The 18,879-nt window shown below is 64.5% G+C and carries 15 protein-coding genes and 1 tRNA gene; 8 read left to right on the top strand and 8 right to left on the bottom strand.

Features of this window, described 5'->3' with window-relative positions:
* The 5 genes from VLE48_02320 to VLE48_02300 all read right to left on the bottom strand — a co-directional run.
* On the bottom strand, positions 1 to 510 hold a 510-nt coding region (locus tag VLE48_02320; protein HSA91819.1), incomplete at its 3' end, for a hypothetical protein.
* A gap of 30 nt (positions 511 to 540) precedes the next feature.
* Positions 541 to 2,694 (bottom strand): protein kinase, encoded by a 2,154-nt coding sequence (locus tag VLE48_02315; GenBank protein ID HSA91818.1) that lies wholly within the window; start codon positions 2,692 to 2,694, stop codon positions 541 to 543.
* A gap of 78 nt (positions 2,695 to 2,772) precedes the next feature.
* On the bottom strand, positions 2,773 to 4,242 hold the full coding sequence (cysS, locus tag VLE48_02310; GenBank protein HSA91817.1) for a cysteine--tRNA ligase: 1,470 nt from the start codon (positions 4,240 to 4,242) through the stop codon (positions 2,773 to 2,775).
* 95 nt (positions 4,243 to 4,337) lie between these two features.
* Entirely contained in the window at positions 4,338 to 4,934 is a 597-nt protein-coding gene (locus VLE48_02305) for a CDP-alcohol phosphatidyltransferase family protein (GenBank protein HSA91816.1), read from the bottom strand.
* Positions 4,931 to 5,284 carry a hypothetical protein gene (locus VLE48_02300; GenBank protein ID HSA91815.1) on the bottom strand — a complete coding sequence of 118 codons (354 nt, stop codon included), beginning with the start codon at positions 5,282 to 5,284 and terminating at the stop codon, positions 4,931 to 4,933. Before VLE48_02300 ends, VLE48_02305 begins: the two co-directional genes overlap by 4 nt.
* A gap of 109 nt (positions 5,285 to 5,393) precedes the next feature.
* Here VLE48_02300 and VLE48_02295 point away from each other — a divergent pair.
* The 6 genes from VLE48_02295 (at position 5,394) to VLE48_02270 (ending at position 12,603) form a co-directional block, all read left to right on the top strand.
* Positions 5,394 to 5,470 (top strand) — tRNA-Val (locus VLE48_02295).
* 166 nt (positions 5,471 to 5,636) lie between these two features.
* Positions 5,637 to 6,167 (top strand): group 1 truncated hemoglobin, encoded by a 531-nt coding sequence (locus VLE48_02290; GenBank protein HSA91814.1) that lies wholly within the window; start codon positions 5,637 to 5,639, stop codon positions 6,165 to 6,167.
* A 27-nt stretch (positions 6,168 to 6,194) separates the two neighbouring features.
* Positions 6,195 to 8,807 carry a cyclic nucleotide-binding domain-containing protein gene (locus tag VLE48_02285; protein HSA91813.1) on the top strand — a complete coding sequence of 871 codons (2,613 nt, stop codon included), beginning with the start codon at positions 6,195 to 6,197 and terminating at the stop codon, positions 8,805 to 8,807.
* Between the two features lie 44 nt (positions 8,808 to 8,851).
* Positions 8,852 to 9,880: a zinc-binding dehydrogenase gene (locus tag VLE48_02280; protein HSA91812.1), complete on the top strand. Its 1,029-nt coding sequence runs from the start codon at positions 8,852 to 8,854 to the stop codon at positions 9,878 to 9,880.
* 19 nt (positions 9,881 to 9,899) lie between these two features.
* Positions 9,900 to 11,141, top strand: coding sequence for a DUF3179 domain-containing (seleno)protein (locus VLE48_02275; GenBank protein ID HSA91811.1), 1,242 nt, complete (start codon positions 9,900 to 9,902; stop codon positions 11,139 to 11,141).
* A gap of 109 nt (positions 11,142 to 11,250) precedes the next feature.
* A complete protein-coding gene (locus tag VLE48_02270) occupies positions 11,251 to 12,603 on the top strand; it encodes a tryptophanase (GenBank protein ID HSA91810.1) in 1,353 nt (450 codons plus the stop codon).
* Here VLE48_02270 and cysK read toward each other — a convergent pair.
* The 3 genes from cysK to VLE48_02255 form a co-directional block, all read right to left on the bottom strand.
* Positions 12,578 to 13,600: a cysteine synthase A gene (gene cysK, locus VLE48_02265; protein ID HSA91809.1), complete on the bottom strand. Its 1,023-nt coding sequence runs from the start codon at positions 13,598 to 13,600 to the stop codon at positions 12,578 to 12,580. The genes VLE48_02270 and cysK overlap by 26 nt on opposite strands.
* Positions 13,601 to 13,702: 102 nt before the next feature.
* Positions 13,703 to 15,907: a xanthine dehydrogenase family protein molybdopterin-binding subunit gene (locus VLE48_02260; protein ID HSA91808.1), complete on the bottom strand. Its 2,205-nt coding sequence runs from the start codon at positions 15,905 to 15,907 to the stop codon at positions 13,703 to 13,705.
* Positions 15,904 to 16,389 carry a (2Fe-2S)-binding protein gene (locus tag VLE48_02255; protein ID HSA91807.1) on the bottom strand — a complete coding sequence of 162 codons (486 nt, stop codon included), beginning with the start codon at positions 16,387 to 16,389 and terminating at the stop codon, positions 15,904 to 15,906. Before VLE48_02255 ends, VLE48_02260 begins: the two co-directional genes overlap by 4 nt.
* A gap of 168 nt (positions 16,390 to 16,557) precedes the next feature.
* On the opposite strand from VLE48_02255, the gene VLE48_02250 reads away from it, so the two are divergent.
* Together VLE48_02250 and VLE48_02245 are read left to right on the top strand one after the other, a co-directional pair.
* Entirely contained in the window at positions 16,558 to 17,040 is a 483-nt protein-coding gene (locus VLE48_02250; protein HSA91806.1) for a cupin domain-containing protein, read from the top strand.
* 87 nt (positions 17,041 to 17,127) lie between these two features.
* Entirely contained in the window at positions 17,128 to 18,681 is a 1,554-nt protein-coding gene (locus tag VLE48_02245) for a SagB/ThcOx family dehydrogenase (protein ID HSA91805.1), read from the top strand.
* The last annotated feature ends 198 nt before the right edge of the window (positions 18,682 to 18,879 follow it).

Here is an 18,879-nt window from a genome sequence, read left to right as displayed (position 1 = left end):
CAGATACGGTCCGGTGATGTGCATCTTGGGGCCGGCCATCTTGCCGGCGTCGATCAGTTGCTTGACTTCGAGGTCGGTGTAGGGCTCGACGCTGCCGGTAGTGCGGATCGTGGTGACGCCGCCCGCCAGATACAGCCGCGGAAAACTGAAAACGTGCGGGGGGTACGTGCGCGGATTGCCCCCGCCCGGCGCCGGATAGTAAAGGTGATCGTGCATCCCCACCAGGCCGGGGATCACGGTGTGTCCGGCGAGGTCCATGCGCTCGGCACCTTCGGGAACCGGCGTGCTCGCGCTCGGACCCACCGCTTCGATCTTCCCGCTGCGGATGAGGATGGTCTGCTCTTCGCGAGCTGCGGCGCCGGTGCCGTCAATGACGCGCACGTGGACCAGCGCCACCACCGGCGCGTCCACCTTGACGAAGGCCTTGACGTCGGGGGAGAGGGTTGACGACTCCGCCCACGATGCCGCAGGGAACCAAACCATCAGGAGTACAGACAGAAGGTGTCTCATCAATGCCTCTTCGAGAGCGCGCCGCGCGTCTTACTCTGGCGGTTTGGTCAGCCGCTCCAGCATGGCCCGGAACCCGGGGTGAGTGCGCAGCGATTCGAGGTCGGAGTCGTTCACGATCCACTGCACATGCCCGAAGCCCAACGCCAGAGCTTTCTGCAGGCAGTCGATCGCTTTTTCGGGCTCATTCAGCAGTGCGTAGTTGCAGGCGATGTTGTACAGGACTCCGGGATCGTCGGGTTCCACCGAGTAAGCCCGCTGCGTCCACTCCAGCGCCTGGGCGCGATTGCCTGCCTTGGCATGAGAATTCGCACCCAGGTAAAGGGCGCGGACATCATCGGGGTTCAGCTGCAGGTGCCGCTCGATGATTTCCAGCGAACGGCGCTCGGCGGCCACCGCGTCCGCCTTCCGGCCCAGGCCGCTGTACGTCGTGCCCAACAGGCTGGGCGCCTCGTAGTTATCCGGATTGATCTGCGAAGCCTTCTCGAACAGCCGCGCCGCTTCTTCCAGGTTGCCCTCGGAGAACCGTGCCCGGCCGTAGAAGTAGTGGGCCTCGAACATCCGCGGATTCAAGCGGATCGCCGCTTCGAATTCCTTCACTGCTTCGCTGTATTGCTTGCGCAGAGCGATGGCCATGCCGCGCGCCACGTGGGCTTCGGCCAGCTCTGGATCCAGTTCCAGCGCCTTGCGGCTGGCCGCGTCCGCTTCCTTCAGATTGGCCTCGCTGGCGTCGTAGTACTGATAGATGACCGAGCAGACATCGGCAACGCCCGCGTAGGCCCGTGCATAGCCGGGATCGATGACCGCGGCCCGGGCGAACATCTGGCGTGCGAACTCCAAGCCCTTGCGGTTCCATTGCTTGAAGTACTGCCGGCCGCGCAGGTAAAGGTCGTAGGCCTGCACATCGGTAGTGGGCGCCTTCACCAGCGTGCGCTTCTCCTTTTCAGTCAGCATCAGTTCCAGCGCCTTGGCGATGTTGTGCGCGATCTCGTCCTGGATGGCAAACACATCTTCCATCTGCCGGTCGTAGCGCTCCGCCCACACCGAATGGCCGGTGCGCGCCTCCAGCAGTTGCGCCGTGAGTCGCAGCCGGTTGCCGGCGCGCCGCAGGCTGCCCGCCAGGACATAGGCAGCGTTCAACTCGCGCCCGATCTGCGGCACGGTCGTGGGCTTGTCGCGGTAGGCCATCACCGCCGAGCGCGGGAACACCCGCATGCCCGCGATCTTGGAGAGCTCGATGATGATGTCTTCCGTGATGCCATCGCGGAAATACTCGTCTTCCTGCGAGGCACTCAGGTTCTCGAAGTACAGCACGGCCAGCGATTTTTCTTCCTGCGGGAAAGGCGAGGTCATATGGCTCAGGGCCTGCACGATCTCACCCATGGACTGGGGCCGCTGCTCCGGCGACTTGGCCAGGCAGCGCCCCACCAAGTGCTCCCATTCCGGCGAGACGTCGGGCAAGAGGGTCCGCAGGGGCTTCGGTGCCTGGCGCAAGATGGCGTGCAGGATGTCGATGGAGGTTTCTCCAGTGAACGGCAAGCGGCCAGTCAGACATTCATACAGCATCACGCCCAGGGAAAAAATGTCGCTGCGGGCGTCGACCGGGTCTCCGCGCAACTGCTCCGGCGACATGTAAGGCACCGTGCCGCCGGTGGTTCCCTGCCCGGCTGTGCGGGTGATGAAATTCTCTTCAGTCTCTCCCAGGACGCGCTCCTGCCCGGTCATCGCCGCCAGCCCGAAGTCCAGGATCTTCACCCTGCCCTTGGTGTCCAGCATGATGTTGCCGGGCTTGATGTCGCGGTGCAGCACGCCCGCCTGGTGCGCTTCGTGCAGCCCCTCGGCGATCTCGCGCGCCACTTCCAGCAGTTGTGCCGGCGGCAGCGGGCCGAGGGCCAGCACGTCCTTCAAGCTCTGCCCGCTCACCAGTTCCATGGCGATGAAGGGGGTGCCGTTTGCCTCTCCCACTTCATAGATGGTGGCGATATCGGGATGGCTGAGCCGGGAAGCCGCCTGCGCTTCCTTCACCAGCCGTTTGCGTGCCTGCGGATCACCCGCAAACTCCGCGGGAAGGAACTTCAGCGCCACCGAGCGCTGCAGGTTCTGATCCTCAGCCCGGTAGACGACACCCATGCCCCCGGCACCCAATCTTCCGGTAATCCGATAGTGGGAAACGGTTTGACCGATCATCGTCGAGGAAATGTAGCGGAGTCCGTCATGTTAGGGCTTGGAGCCTGTCAGGGTCAAACGCAAGAAAGACCTTGTCGTTCACTTTCGCTTCCAGCGCACGCCGCCCTTGGTGTCTTCCAGGACGATTCCGGCATCGGCCAGTTGCTGGCGGATGGCGTCGGCCTTGGCAAAATCACGCATGCGGCGCGCGTTCTGCCGGTGCGCCACCAGGGCCTCGACTTGCGCATCGGTGAGCTGTTGGCCCGCCGGTGCGGCTTCTCGCAGGACGCCTTCGGCCCGCGCCCACTCTTCCACGCGGCGGATCTTCTCGGCATCGTCGTCGGTGAGCACGGCGAAGATCTCGTCGAACTTGGCGAGCGCCGCCAGCAACGGCGGCGCATCCTGCTGTTTCAGGTCGCCACGGTCGGCGGCCGCATTGGCCTCGCGCACCAGGTCGAAGATGGCCGCCAGCGCCTGGGCGGTGTTCAGGTCGTCGTCGAGGCCGGCGCGCATCTTCTCCACGGTTTGTCGCGCCAGGTCGGCCATGGCCGGGTTGGTTCCTTCCGGCCAACGCTCGCGCTCCAGGCGCTCCTTGAAGGTCCGCAGGCGTTCCACGGAATGCGCCGCCTGCTTCAGCCCGTCGAAGGTGAAGTTGAGCTGCTTGCGGTAGGGCACCGAGGCCAGGAGATACCGCAGCGCCGACGGCCGGTGTCCCTTCAGCACCAGGTCGCGCAGGGTGAAGAAGTTGCCCAGGCTCTTGGACATCTTCTCGCCTTCCACCAGCAGGAAGCGGGCGTGCAGCCAGATGCGGGCAAACGGCTTGCCGGTCTTCGCTTCCGACTGCGCAATCTCGTTTTCGTGGTGCGGGAAGATCAGGTCTTCGCCGCCCAGGTGGATATCGAAGCTCTCGCCCAGGTACTTCATTGCCATCACCGAGCACTCGATGTGCCAGCCCGGACGCCCCGGCCCGATGGCCGTGTCCCACGAGGCCTCGCCCGGCTTGGGCGACTTCCACAGCGCGAAGTCGCGGGCGTTATCTTTCTCGTAGCGGTCCACGTCCACACGCGCCCCGTCCTCGATACCGGCAAAGTCTTTCTTCGAGAGCTTGCCGTACTGGGGGAACCTGGCGATGCGGAAGTAGTAGGAGCCGTCCTCGGTGCGGTAGGCGAAGCCCTTCTGTTCCAGCTCGCGGATGAACGCCGCCATATCTTCGATGTGATCGGTGGCGCGCACCACGACCTCCGGGCGCTCCAGGTTCAGCGTTCGCATGTCTTCGAAGAACGCCTGCTCGTATTTCTGCGTGTACTGGCTTACGGAGACGCCGCGATGGGCCGCGTTCTGGATGATCTTGTCGTCCACGTCGGTGACATTCATGACGTGGGTGAGCTTGTAGCCGCTCTGCTGCAAAAAGCGCCGCAACACGTCCATGAACACGAAGGTGCGGAAGTTGCCGATATGGGCGTAGTCGTAGACCGTCGGGCCGCAGGCGTACATGCGCACGTGGCCGGCTTCGAGGGGCTGGAGCTCCTCCTCTCGGCCGCTGAGCGTGTTGAACAGATGCATCGCCATGGGGGATGTGGATGCCGCCGGCAGAATCTTCGATTCTAGGGGCAGGCTCGAAAAGCGGTCAAACAGTCCGAAACCGGCCCAAGTCGGAGGATTCGTTACGAGCCGGCAGGCGTCTGCCCGCTGGTGGCGCCGGCTTCGCTGCCAGCGGCCCGCAAGCGTCGATTCACGATGACGATGTAATGCAGCCCGGAAAGCACGGTGAAGGCCAGGGTGGCCCAGAGCCCGACGACGGCAGCGCTGGCTACCCAGTTCTCCGGCCGCACTTCGCGCAGCAGCACGAAGAATAGCGTCACGATCTGCGCGCCGGTGTTGGCCTTGCCCAGGAAACTCGGCGGGAACTCGCGCAGCGACGTGGTGGCGTAAAGGATGGCGCTGGTCACCACAATGCCCACGTCGCGGCTGAACACCAGCACGGTGAACTTCCACGGGATCTTCTGAACCAGCGAGAGCACCAGGAACAGCGTCGAAAGCAACAGCTTGTCGGCAATGGGATCGAGGTATTGGCCGAGCACGGTCTTCTGCTTGAGCAGGCGAGCCAGCAGGCCGTCCAGGTTGTCGGTAAGTCCGGCCAGAACGAACAAGCCCAGCGCCCACTTCCACTCGTCATCCAGAATGGCGATGACGATGAAGGGGATGAAGATCAGGCGCAGCAGGGTGAGCTGGTTGGGAAAAGTACGGAGCTGTGAGATCACCGCGTGGTCTCCGGCTGCGGCCGGCCGCCGAGGAACGCCGCCAGGTCTACGCCCGCCTTTTCCGCGAACCGCTCGCCCAGCGAGGGAATGTCGCCGCTGCGCGCGTCCGCTTCCATGCGCTCCACGCGATGCATGGGGAAGAAGACCAGGCCGGGCGTGAAGGGCTCGCCGGCGCGCAGCAGGCGCGCACAGTCGTCAAAGGAATTCAGATCGATGCCGCGCACCGCCACGCCCGCAACCGTGATCTCGGCTACCGCGCCCCAGAACTTTTCGCGGGGCGAATTCAGTGTGATCAACACTACCGTCCCGCGGCCGAACGAAGCCTGCCCGCTCCCGGTCTCTGGCTCCATGCGGAGATTCTCCGCCGTCCCCTCGCCCGATGCAACTCGCGCCGCTTCCTGCGCGGCCAGCCGCGATTGCCCGGGCCTCGAGCCGCGCGTAAAATATGCCTGTCCCCGTAGGCGCGTAGCTCAGTTGGTTAGAGCGCTACCTTGACACGGTAGAGGTCTGGGGTTCGAGTCCCCACGTGCCTACCATCTCTTTTTGTCCGCCTGGAACGGCCGCGGTGCGCGACCTTGACTTGTCGCGACACGCTGCATACCATGACGCCGCGATTGGTCCAGCGATACCTGAATGGATCTCCGGGCGACGCTGCGGTTTTTTGCTTGCCCCTCCGCGTTAGCGAAATGAAAGGAGCATTACGTGCATATCGAATTTGATTCTGTTCGGCGGTCAGCGGCCCACGTGGCGGTCGCGTGCATCCTGGCGTTGCTTGCGGTAGTCCTGTTTCCCGGCGGCCGCAGTTTCGCCGGAGAGAACGAGAAAGCGAAAACGCTGTATCAGCGCATCGGAGGCTACGACACCGTGGCCCAGATCGTGGACGATCTCCTCACCCAGTTGCACGACGACAAGGCGTTCGACCGCTTTGGAGGCGGGCGCAGCGAGAGCTCGTTGAACCGCACGCGCCAGTTGCTGGCGGACCAGTTCTGTGCGCTGAGCGGGGGACCCTGCATCTACATCGGCCGCGACATGAAGGCCGCGCACCATGGACTGAAGATCACCGCGGCAGAGTGGGATTCGACAATCAAGAAACTGGAACTGTCGCTGGACAAGTTCAAAGTCAGCGGAAAAGACAAGGAAGAGTTCGTCGCCCTGATTCAAGACGTCCGGAACGACATCGTCGAAGCGCCGGAGGAGAAACCGAAGGAAGAGAAGGCCGCGGCCCAGAATTGAGGCCCGGCGCCGACGAGGCCGAGTCGCATGCGTGAACCCGCAGCACCAGCAACGACCCGGCAACCGGCCGAGGTGTCCGGAGAAGCGTGGGTGGAGCCGGTGCGCTGGCTCGCCCTTGCGATCTTCGTGGCGCTGCCGGTACTCGGCTTCCTGGCCCCGCACCTGGCCGGGCGCGTCTTCTGGACGGTGGTCCTGGCCTCCCTGCCCTTGCTGATCGTCCTGGCCGGCTATCACCGCTGGCGGCGCATCTGTCCGCTGGCGTGGTTTTCCCAGCTTCCCGCGCGCTTGGGTAGTCCGGGAGAACGTCGCGCATCGCCGTGGGTGCAGGCGAACTACTACGGTGTGACGTTCGCCATCTTCTTTCTCTCGCTCTGGCTGCGGCTGGTGGCCACGAACGGTCACGGACAGGCGCTGGCCGGCTTCCTGCTGTTGCTGTCCTTCGCGGCCCTGGTTTTCGGCGCGGCCTATACCGGCAAAACGTGGTGCAACTACGTGTGCCCGGTGCTGTTCGTGGAGAAGATCTACACCGAGCCGCACGGACTGCGGCCGACGCCCAACTCCCAGTGCGCGAAGTGCACGGCCTGCAAGCCCGCCTGCCCGGACATCAATCAGGAAAACGGTTACTGGAAGGAGATCCTGTCGGCGCCGAAACGGTTCGTCTATTTCGCTTTCCCCGGGCTGGTCTTTGCCTTTTACTTCTATTTCTACTTGCAGTCCGGAACCTGGGAATACTACTTCGGCGGAAGATGGACGAATGAGCCGGAAGTGCCGGGGAGCGCGTTCCTGCCGGGACACAGCGCAGCGACTGCGGGCTTCTATTTCCTGGAAAGCTGGCCGCGCGCCGCGGCAGCGTTTCTTACGCTCACCCTGGGCGCGCTGCTGAGCTTTGGGTTGTTTTCCCTGATCGAGCGCTACGTGGGCAGGCGTTTGCTGGAGCGGAACGAAGAGCTGGACGCGGCCGGAGTGCGCCACCTGATGTTCACGGTGGCAGCGTTCACGGCCTTCGTCACCTTCTACAGCTTTGCGGGCGCGCCTACCATCCGCCTGATTCCGGGAGCGCCGCACCTAGTGCAGATCCTGGTGGTGGTCACGGCCACGCTGTTCCTGGTGCGCCGCTTCAAGCGCCGTCAGCAGGCCTATGCGGAAGAGACGCTGGCACGACAGATCATACGACGCTGGGAATGGGCGGACATGGAGCCGCCCAAGGACCTGCACGAAGCCTTCCTCATCCACACCATCCGCTCGCGGACGCACGCCGGCGGCTACGCGCGCCTGCTGGAGATCTACAAGGACGCGGTTCGCGAAGCGGTAGCCAGCGGCTTTGTGAGCCGCGCCGAGGTGCAGCGGCTGGAATCGCTGCGCAACCAGTTGCAGATCAGCAAGGCGGACCACGAGCGCATCATGGCCGACCTGGACGAAGAAGAGCGCGCGCGGATCATCGATCCGGCACTGCAGGTTTCGGCAGAGAAACGCCTGCAACTGGAAACCTACTCGCGCATGCTGCAGGGCTATCTGGAACGGATGTCGCTAGCCGCCTCCGCGCCGGATGACAGCTTCATCCGCCACCTGCGCCAGGAGTACGGCGTAACGCCGGAAGAACACGGGGCGGTCCTGCGCCAGTTGCTGGCCAAGGGAGAAAGCATGGCTCCGCATGTGGCCAAAGCGCTGGTGGTGATCGAGAGCGGACTGCACACCATGGGCTTGCTTGCCGCTGAACCCTCGGCCGCAGGAGCTTTCCTGGCGGACGCGCTCTCCCGAAGGTGCGCGCACGCGGCCGACGGCCTGCTGCTGGCCTTCGGCCGGGATCCGGAAAAGACGTCCGACCGTTCCCTGCGCGATCAACTGATGTGCGGGGACCAGGAAGCGCGAAAAGCGGCGGCCGAAACGTTGGGCCAGGACGTGGCCTCGGCCGTCACCACCCGACTGCGAGAAGCCTGGCGCGAAGCCGCGGAGGGAGCGGCGGCGCGGACAGGATTGGCGGACTGCTTGCGTTCGCACCTGACCAGCGCCGACCCCTACGTGCGGGTGGCCGCGATGTACGTCCTGGAGGAACGCGCGGGCGTGGACGAGGAGACGCTCAAGACCATGGTGCACGACGAGTACGATGTAGTGTCGGAGACCGCCATCTGCCTGCTGATGCGAGCCCACCAACTGGAGAGCCGGGAACAAACCGGTCTGGTGACGGTGGAACGAATGATCGCGATGCGATCGGTCCCGCTATTTTCGTCGCTCGCTCCACCGGAGCTGGCCAGCCTGGCTCGGGCCAGCATCGAGCTGGGGCTCGAGTTCGGCCAGCCCTTGTGCGTGGAAGGAGAGCCGGGGGACGAAGTCTTTATCCTGCTTTCTGGCGAAGTACGGGTCATGCACAGCGACGGCAGCGAGGAACGCATGGCCGCCAGCGAGAAATTCGGAGGCTTCATCGAGGAGCTGGCGGTGCTGGATTCGGCACCGCGCGCGGCCACGGTGCTGGCGGGTCCGGAGGGCGCTCGCGTCCTCTGCCTGAAAGGCAAGGCGTTCCGGGAAGTGCTGCGCACGAATCCGTCGGTCGTCTCGAGCGTCATCCACACGCTGGCGTCGCGCATCCGCGGGGCGCGCGCGCAATCGCGGAGCACGGAGAAAAGCCAGGCGCGGGTTCTGTAGAACAGGAGAACAGCCTTTCCATCCCAGCATCCAGGAGTTCACCCATGCATGCCATGGTGGTGCGGCGATACGGGCCGCCGGAAGTGATGGAATGGCGCGAAGTGCCCGACCCGAAGCCTGCCGCGGGCCAGCTGCTGATCCGCGTAAGGGCTATCGGCATCAACTTTGCCGATATCCTGGCGCGGCTGGGCGTGTACTCCACCGTGCCCAAGCCGCCGTTCGTGCCGGGTCTCGAGCTGGCGGGCGAAGTCGAACAAGCGCCGGCCGAGGCCACCCGCCCCACATCCCTGAAACCCGGCGACCGCGTGGCCGCGCTGACCATGTTCCACGCCTACTCGGAACGGGTGGCGATCAACGCCGAACAGGCCTTCCCGATTCCAGACGGCATGACATTCGAAGAGGCGGCGGCCATGCCGGTGAATTACCTGACGGCGTGGCAGTCGATGTTCGAGATGGGGAATCTGCGCGCGGGCGACCGCATCCTCATCACCAGCGCTGCCGGAGGTGTGGGTGTGGCCGCGGTGCAACTGGCGCGCGCGCACGGGCTCGTCACTTTCGGCACAGCGGGACCCACAAAGCAAGAGTTCCTGCGAAAGATCGGCGTGGACCATCCCATCGATTACACGCGGGAGAACGCGCTGGAGGTGGTGCGGCGGGTAGCGCCCGAAGGCATCGAAATGGCGCTGGATGCTATCGGCGGAAAGTCCTTCACGCAAAGTTATCGGTGTTTGGGTCCAATGGGACGGTTGGTGGTGTATGGCTTCTCGACCGTTGTGGGTCCCAAGGGAAAGCTGAGCTACCTGCGCGGCGCCAAAGAGATGTGGGTGACGCCGCGCTTCCATCCCCTGAAGCTGATCGACAAGAACATCGCCGTCATCGGCGTGCACATCGGCAAGCTGGCGCACAAGTCGCGGGTGCTGAAGCCGCAGCTGGAGGAGATCTTCCGGCTGCATCGAACGGGGCAGGTGAAGCCGGTCATCGGCAAGACGTTCCCGCTTACGGAAGCGGCGGCAGCGCACCGGTACATTCACGAGCGGAAGAATGTGGGGAAGGTTGTGCTCACGGTGAGTTGAGCCTGTAAACTCAGTCATCATGGCTGACATGGAAACAGTCACCTACCGATCCCGGGCTCGATTCTGGTTACTCTTTTTACTGTTCGTAGCCGCGGGCGTGAGCCTAGTGGCCGTGCCGATGTACGTGATCCGCCCGTTCCGGGCGCAGGGTGCGCGGGAGCTCGAGGTCGCGCTGGCGTTCGTGCGTTGGGCGCCGGTCTGGACGGTGGTGGATGGCGTGCTCGCGGCGGTATTCGCTGTAATGCTGTGGCGGGGCAGCAGTGTGACGGGCTGGCGCACCGCGGGGAGGCGGCTTATCGTGCTCGCCGGCATACTGCTGGTCACAAGCGCGGCGGTAATGGCGCGGGTGAACATCTTCGAGCGCGTGTTCCGCCCGGTCACCGAGCCGCAGTTCCTAACCGCTTCGGAGGCGCCGGTGGACGACGACGACATGGTGCTGGCGGTGCGCGTGGGAGAGCAGGCACGCGCCTACCCCGTCCGCACCCTGGCCTACCACCATCTGCTGAACGACACCCTGGCCGGCGAGCCCCTGATCGTCACCTATTGAACGCTCTGCCACACCGGTCTGGTGTGGAAACGGACAGTCGAAGGAAGGACGCTCACTTTCCGCCTGGCCGGCATCAACAACCAGAACTTCCTCATGCGCGATGAGGAAACGGGAAGCGTGTGGCAGCAGGTGACGGGGCGCTGTGTGTTCGGTCCGCTGCGCGGCAAAGCACTGGAACTGGCCGGCTCCGATGAATTGACCTTCGGCTTGTGGAAGCAGGAAGCGCCTGCGGGTACGGTGCTGGCGCCGGTGGGGGCCTACGCGGCCAAATACGCCGAGAAAGACTGGGACGAGCGCATGGCCCGCTACCCAACCGTGCTCTCGTTCTCTCCCCTTCCGCCCAGAGAATTGGTGCTGGGCATCAGCGTGGGTGGCGCGGATCGCGCCTTCCCATTGAAAAGCGTGCTGGAGCAGGCGCCCATCATGGACAGCGTCGGCACGACGCCGGTGGCGCTGGTCGTGGGACAGGACGGCAAGTCGGTACGCGCGTTTGTCAGGCGGATTGAGCCCGGCACCGAGGCGACCGAGTTCCACAGGAAGACGGGCGAGCCGTGGGCGTTGCTCGATTCGGCCACGGGGAGCGAGTGGAACTTCCAGGGTTGCGCGGTTGCGGGACCAGCGCAGGGAAAGTGCCTGGAACAGTTGCCGCTGCTCAAGGACTACTGGTTCGATTGGCGGAACTACCATCCGCAGACCACGGTGTACCGACACTAGGTTTCGTCCATTTTTCCCGACTGCCTGTGACTCAAGTCACTGACGCTTCGCAGGGATAGGACCAAGGTACAGGCAGCGCGCTCCGGCGTGTGCGCCACAGAGGTGTGTCATGGCGGTTCGCACCATCATCGAGCCCTTCAAGATCAAGTCGGTAGAGCCCATCCAGTGGACGACGCGGGCGCGGCGCGAAGAACTGTTGCGCGCGGCGCACTATAACCTGTTCCAAGTGGCGGCGGACGAGATCCTTATCGACCTGCTGACCGACTCCGGCACGGGCGCCATGTCCACTGCGCAGTGGGCGGCCATGATGGAAGGCGACGAGAGCTATGCGGGCAGCCGCAGCTTCTATCACTTGCGGCGCTCCGTGCAAGGCATCTTCGGCTACCGGCACGTAATCCCGACGCACCAGGGAAGAGCGGCGGAGCGCATCCTGTTCAACGTGATGTGCCGGAAGGGCGACGTGGTCCCGAACAACACGCACTTCGATACCACGCGCGCCAACGTAGAGTTCGTAGGAGCAGAAGCCGTGGACCTGCCCTGCGCGGAGGGACACGATCCGTCCCGGCTGGCGCCGTTCAAGGGCAACATGGACGTGGCCGCGCTGGAAAAGCTGATCGCGCGCGTGGGCCGTGAGCGGGTGCCGCTGGTGATGTTAACGGTGACCAACAATTCCGGCGGCGGCCAGCCGGTTTCCATGGAGAACGCGCGGGCCATCAGCAAAGTGTGCCGGGGACACGGCATCCCACTTTACTTCGACGCCTGCCGTTTCGCGGAGAACGCCTACTTCATCAAGCTGCGTGAGCCGGGCTACGCGGAACGATCGCCGCTGGAGATCGCGCGCGAGATGTTCGCGCTGGGCGACGGTTGCACCATGTCGGCGAAGAAAGATGGGCTGGCCAACATCGGAGGCTTCCTGTGCACCAACGACGACGCGCTGGCGCAGCAGGAGGAAAACCTGCTGATCCTCACCGAAGGTTACCCGACCTACGGGGGCCTCGCGGGACGCGACCTGGAAGCGATCGCCGTCGGCCTGGAAGAAGCCTTGAATGAAGACTACCTCCGCTACCGCATCACTTCGACCGCGTATCTGGGCAACCACGTCGCCGAGCAGGGCGTGCCGATTGTGCAGCCCCCCGGAGGCCACGCCATCTACCTGGATGCGCGCGCGTTCCTGCCCCACATCGCGCCGGAGCAGTTCCCGGGCGTAGCGCTGGCGAATGAGCTGTATCTCGAGGGCGGCATCCGATCCGCCGAGATCGGGACGTTGATGTTCGGCAAGGCGGCGCAGCACGACCTGGTGCGGCTGGCCATCCCGCGGCGCGTCTACACGCAGAGCCACATCGACTACGTGATCGAAGTGATCCTGGAGGTGTGGAAGCGCCGCGACGCGATCCGCGGCCTGCGCCTCGCCTATGAGGCGCCTTTCCTGCGGCACTTCACGGCACGGCTGGAACCGGCTTGAGCGAATGCGGGTCCGACCGGCAATCCAGCCGGCAGATGCAATCCTCCGCACATCGGCGCAACGGCGGCCACTCCCCAGCGAGATACAGGTCGGTGGAGAAATAGCGCTCGCTACGGTCGGGAAGGATGGTGACCACATTGCAGTCGTGGCCCAAGCGGTCGAGCGTGCGGATGGCGGCCAGGATGTTCGCACCCGAGGAGATCCCCACGAACAGCCCGAACTGCCGACTGAGGCGCTTGGCCATAGCAACGGCCTCATCGCTGGCAATGGCCTCCACGCCGTCGATAAAACTCATGTCCATGATGGGTGGGATGAAACCGTCGCCAATGCCAGCGATCTTGTGGGCGCCTGTGCCGCCGCCGCTCATCACGGCAGCTTCGGCGGGTTCGACGGCGATAAGCGCAACCTTGGGGTTGTGCTCACGCAGGTAGCGGCCCACGCCCATCAGCGTGCCGCCGGTGCCCACACCGTCGATAAAAGCGTCCACGCGGCCTGCCATTTGCTGCCAGATCTCCGGACCCGTGGAGCGGTAATGGGCCGCAGGATTGTCGGAGTTCTCGAACTGGCGCGGGCAGAAAAATTGAGGGTTCTCTTCCAGTATCCGGTTCAGGCGGGCGAGCGCACCGGCAAAGCCGTCGGCCTGCGGGGTGAGGCAAACCTCGGCTCCCAGACTTTGCAATAGACGCACACGTTCGGCGCTCATGTGCTCCGGCATAAGGATGACCAGGCGGTAGCCCTTGACGGCCGCCGCCTGTGCCAGCGCGATGCCGGTATTCCCGCTCGACAGCTCAATGATGGTCGAGCCGGAACGAAGCTGGCCGCGCTGTTCTGCCTGATCCAACATGTACCGGGCGATGCGATCCTTCACACTTCCGCTGGGGTTGAGGAACTCTGCTTTGGCGGAGATACGGCAGCTTCGGCCCTGGTGCTCGAGCTCGAGCGTGAGCATCGGTGTGTGACCGATGCAATCCAGGATGTTTTCTTTGGGTTGCGACACGGTGGCCTCTCGAGCCGCGCTCGGCACAAGACTAATCCCGCAAACGGCCTGCCAGGAAGAACAAAGCGCCGGCAGCAGACAGCTGCCGGCGCAAACGTCTCACTAGGCCAAGTCCTCGGCGCCGATGGGCAGGCGGCGAAGGCGCTTCCCGGTGGCGGCGAAGATGGCGTTGACGACGGCGGGCGTGGCCGGCGGCAGCCCGGGCTCGCCGATGCCGGTGGGCGGCTCGGTGGAGCGCACCGTGTAGACCTCCACCTTCGGCATAGCGTCGATGCGCATCAGTTCGTACTCGTGGAAATTGGACTGCTGCACGCCGCCCTTGGCGATGGTGATTTCTCCGTAGAGGGCCGCGCTCAACCCGTAGACGACGGCGCTCTCGACTTGGGCGTGCAAAGCATCCGGATTGATGACGGTGCCGCAATCTACCGCCGCGACCACGCGGTCCACGCGCAGGTTGCCGCCCTCGACGGTGACCTCCGCAACCTCCGCGACGTAGGTCTGGAAGGAGTAGTGGCAGGCGATGCCGCGGCCGCGACCTTTGGGCAGCGGACTTCCCCAGCCAGCCTTCTCCGCCGCCAGCTTGAGCACGCCCTTGAGGCGCTCGGTGTCGAGCGGCGGGGCCTCGGCGTCGACCGGGTTCTTGACCTTGCGCGGCTCGGCGAGCAGGCGCAGGCGGAGCTCGAGCGGATCCACGCCCGCAGCCGCAGCCATCTCGTCGAAGAAGCACTCCACGGTGAAGGCGTTGATCGAGGCCTCCACCGACCGCCACCAGGCCACCGGCACACCGGAGGGAACGGGCGCGTACTCCACGCGCAGATTCGCGAAGGCGTATGGCAGATCGGCGGCGCCGGCAACCTCAGACTGTTCCGGCGGATCCTTGGGACTCCAGAGCGAATTGATGGCCGTGGAAATCATGCGGTGCTGCCAGACCTCCGGTTTGCCTTCGGCATCAAGGCCGCCCTGGAAACGATGGTAAGCGGCAGGACGATAGAAGTCGTGTTGCATATCGTCTTCGCGGGTCCAGACGAGCTTCACCGGCTTGCCGACGGCTTTCGAAACCTGCGCCGCCTCGACCGGGTAATCGCCCTGGTAGCGTCGGCCGAAGCCTCCGCCCATGAAGGTGGTGTGAACGACGACCTTCGAGGGCTCCACACCGGCAACCTGCGCGATCACTCCCTGCGCCCATTGCGGAGCCTGGGTGGGCGCCCAGACTTCGGCGCCATCGGCGCGCACGTGCACCGTGCAGTTCAAGGGCTCCATGGTGGCGTGGGCCACGAACGGTAGCTGGTAGTCGGCCTCGACCTTTTTGGCGGACTTGGCGAGCGCGGCGTCGGCATCGCCTTCGTTGCGCACCGCCTTACCAGACTTCGTGGCCAGTTCCCGACACTGCTTCCACAGGGATTCGCTGGACTCGGCGGCGTGCGGGCCGTAGTCCCATTCGACCTCGAGCGCATCGCGGCCCTGCATGGCGGCCCAGGTGCTGTCCGCGACGATTGCGACTCCGCCGGCGCTGTGCACGTCGGCGACCGCGGGAATCTCGACAACCTCGCGCACGCCGGGGACAGCCTTCGCCTTGGCGGCGTTGAAGCCTTTCGGCTTGCCACCGAAGGTCGGGCAGCGCGACACCACGGCGTAAAGCATCCCAGGCACCTTGACATCCATCCCGAACTGAGCGCTGCCATCCACTTTGAGAGGGACGTCTGCGCGTGGTATGGAGGTTCCGATGATGCGGAACTTCGCCGGATCCTTGAGCGGGACCTTGTTCGGGTCGGGCAGGGGAAGCTGGGAAGCCTTTTCCACCAGCTCACCGTAGGACAGGCTGCGCGAACCGTTCCAGACGGCGCCATTCTCGGCGCGGCAGTCTTTCGCGGAGACTCCCCAAGTCTGGGCAGCGGCTTCGATGAGCATCTCCCGCGCGGTGGCGCCGGCGCGCCGCAGCGGTGCGTACGACGTCCGGATACTGCTGGAACCGCCCGTGCCGTGACTGTAGATGCGCGGATCGGTGGGCGCCTGCTCGATGCGGACCTTGGCCCAGTCCACTTCCAACTCTTCCGCCAGGATCATGGGCAGAGTGCCGAAGACACCCTGGCCCATCTCCGACTTGCCGACGATCAGGGTGACCTGGCCGGCCTTGTCGATACGCACCCAGGCGTTGAATGGGTTGGGATTCTCGATGCGCTTGACCTGTCCCTGCGCCAGCGCGTCAAGGGGCAGATAGAAGCCGATGACCAGTGCCGCACCGCTGGAAGCGGTGGTGACGAGGAATTCGCGACGCGAGACTCCGGACTGCGCGAGTGCGGTCTTCATCGGGCACCTCCGGAAGCCTTCGCCGGAAGCATGGGAGATTCGGCCGCGCGATGTACGGCGCGGCGGATCCTTTGGTAGGTCCCGCAGCGGCAGATGTGGGTGCCGAGCGCGTCGTCGATATCCTTATCGCTCGGCCGCGGATTCTTTGCCAGCAGTTCCGCCGCGGTCATCAGCATGCCGGACTGGCAGTAGCCGCACTGCGGAACCTGTTCGGCGATCCAGGCCTGCTGCAAGGGATGGCTGCGATCGGGCGCCAGCCCTTCGATGGTGGTGATCTTCTTGCCGGCGACTTCGCTCACGGCCGTGACACAGGAGCGCGTGGCCTGCCCATCCACATGGACGGTGCAGGCGCCGCACTGCGCGATGCCGCATCCGTACTTCGTCCCCGTCAGATCGAGCACGTCCCGCAGCACCCACAGCAGCGGGGTTGCTGGATCCACATCCACCTGGCGCGGTTTTCCATTGACGACAAAAGAAATCATGGCCACCTCCCGAGCGCTTGCGACCCTTCCGTCGGCCGCACCCTGCCCTGAGAAATTCGGGCCAACATCTTAACTCCAGGCAGGCAGAAGATGTTCAGGATGAATAAATTTCAATGACGCGAACGGCGGCCGACCGGCTGCTATACTGCCTGCCCTCGGAGAGGGCATATGCGCAGGTTGCTTCTGGCTGCGATCCTGCTAGTTCTACTGCTGGAGTTTTCGCGGGCGCAATCGAAATCTGCCGGCACGGTCCAAGCCGGAGACCAAGTGGTGATGCACGCCCGCGAGCTGACCTGGCAGCCGCTGATCCCCGAGGTTGAGATGAGCATCGTGAGCGGCGATCCGTCGAAGACGGGCATCTACGTCCTGCGCATACGTTCCCTGAAGGGCGCTAAGGTCGCGCCGCACTGGCATCCCGAGGACGAAGCCATAACGGTGCTGGCCGGGGAGTTCCGGCTGGGACACGGCGAGAAGTACGACCCGACCCAAATGCGCCCGCTGCGTCCCGGAGATTTCGCCACCGTGCCCGCCAAGATGCCACACTACGGCTACCTGTCACCGGGCAACATCGTGCAGGTCCACGGCATGGGACCGTTCGTGGTGAATTGGGTGAACCGCGAAGACGACCCCGCCAACAAGAAGGTGAAGTAAGTTTCCCTCCACTGCTTCTTGTCCTGCCGTAGAGGATCCGCTCTGGACGGAACCTGAAGAGAGATTGCTAGACTTCCTGCACGCGTCATGAACAATCGTGATTTGCAAGCTACCTGGGCGTATCACAACGCCACCAAGCATTCGCATGCCAGTGTGCGGTCGAGCACCCATTTCCTGGACTGGGCGAATCAGCCGCTGCCATTCAAGATCTATCCCCAACTCCAAGCTCTGCCCTTGCCGCGTGAAGTACCGCAAACCGGTGTCGCCACGCTGGCGGCGATCGCGGAAGCGGGAGGCGGCAGACAAAGCGCGGCCACACTCGATGTGAGGACGCTCTCCCTGTTGCTCTACTTTTCGGCGGGGATCACCCGGCAACGCAAGTATCCCGGGGGCGAGCTCTACTTCCGTGCCGCAGCCTGCACGGGCGCCTTGTATGAGATCGAGCTGTACCCGGTGGTGCGCGGGCTGCCGGAGCTGGAGGCAGGGGTCTACCACTTCGGTCCGGCTGACTTCGCCCTGCGCCCCCTGCGCGCCGGCGATTGGCGCGGAGAACTGGTAGACGCCACGGGAAGCGAGCCGGCTGTGGCGCGGGCGCCGCTCATTCTGGTCTGCACCGGCACCTATTGGCGGAACGCCTGGAAGTACCAGGCGCGCACCTACCGGCATTTCGGCTGGGACAACGGCACCCTGTTGGCCAACCTTCTGGCCATGGCCGCGGCGCTGGGACTGCCGGCGCGTGTGGTGTCCGGCTTCGTGGACGCCCGCGTGAACGCCCTGGTAGGCGCCGACCCGGAACGCGAGGTGGCGTTTTCGTTGGTGGCCATCGGGCGAGAAGAGGAACCGCCACCGCAGGCGCCGGCCAGTATCCCTGTCCTCACATACGAAGCGTTGCCGGTCTCCCGGCGCGAAGTGGATTATCCGGCGATGCGGGAAGTGCACACCGCGTCGAGCTTCATAACCTCTGCGGAAGTGGCTGCGTGGCGCGGCCATTTGACGACGCGTGAGCCGGCGGCAAGCTCCGGTCCCCTCATCCGCCTGCGGCCGCTGAGTGATGAGGCTGTACCGCGCGATCCCATCGAGCGCGTCATCTTGCGGCGAGGCTCCACGCGCCGCTTCGCCCGCGCGCCGATCACGCTGGAGCAACTCTCGACCATGCTCGATCGCGCGACGCGCGAAATCCCGGCCGATTTTCTCGAGCCCGGTGGCGAGCTGCTGAACGAACTCTACTTGACGGTGCACGCGGTCGAGGGCCTGCTACCGGGCGCGTACCACTTCCGCCGGGAGACTCTGGAGCTGGAATTGCTAAGAGAAGGCGACTTCCGAGAGAAAGCGTACTTCCTGGGACTGGAGCAGGAACTGCCGGGAGACGCAAGCGTAGCGATCTTCTTTCTGGCAGACCTCGAGCGCATCCTGGAACGATTCGGCAACCGCGGCTATCGGGCGACGCAACTGGAAGCAGGCATTCTGGGCGGCAAGCTGTACCTGGCAGCCTATGCGCTGCGGCTGGGAGCGACGGGCCTCACCTTCTACGACGACGACGTAGTGCGCTTCTTCTCTCCGCATGCTCAGGGGAAGAGCGCCATTTTCCTGGTCGCCATCGGACAAAGGCCAAAACGGGAGGAAATTGCTGCCTCCGAATAGGTTTCCGAGTGGCGACTTGCCTGTTCGTGTGGTAGCGTTTCGCAACTCACGATTGCTTCAGGTGCTACCGGCCGATGCTACGAGCACTGCTTCGCTTTTTTGCACGGCAGCCACAGGAGTTCGTCCTCGCCCTGGCTCTGGCGCTGGTTTTCTTCATGTTCGCGGTGGACTATGTCACCGGGATCGAGGTCGCGGTCT

This window comes from Terriglobales bacterium (genome assembly GCA_035454605.1).
Classification (GTDB): Bacteria; Acidobacteriota; Terriglobia; order Terriglobales; family Acidobacteriaceae; genus DATMAB01.
The sequence above is the reverse complement of the archived record's forward strand: the minus strand, read 5'-3'. Positions and strand labels throughout refer to the sequence as shown.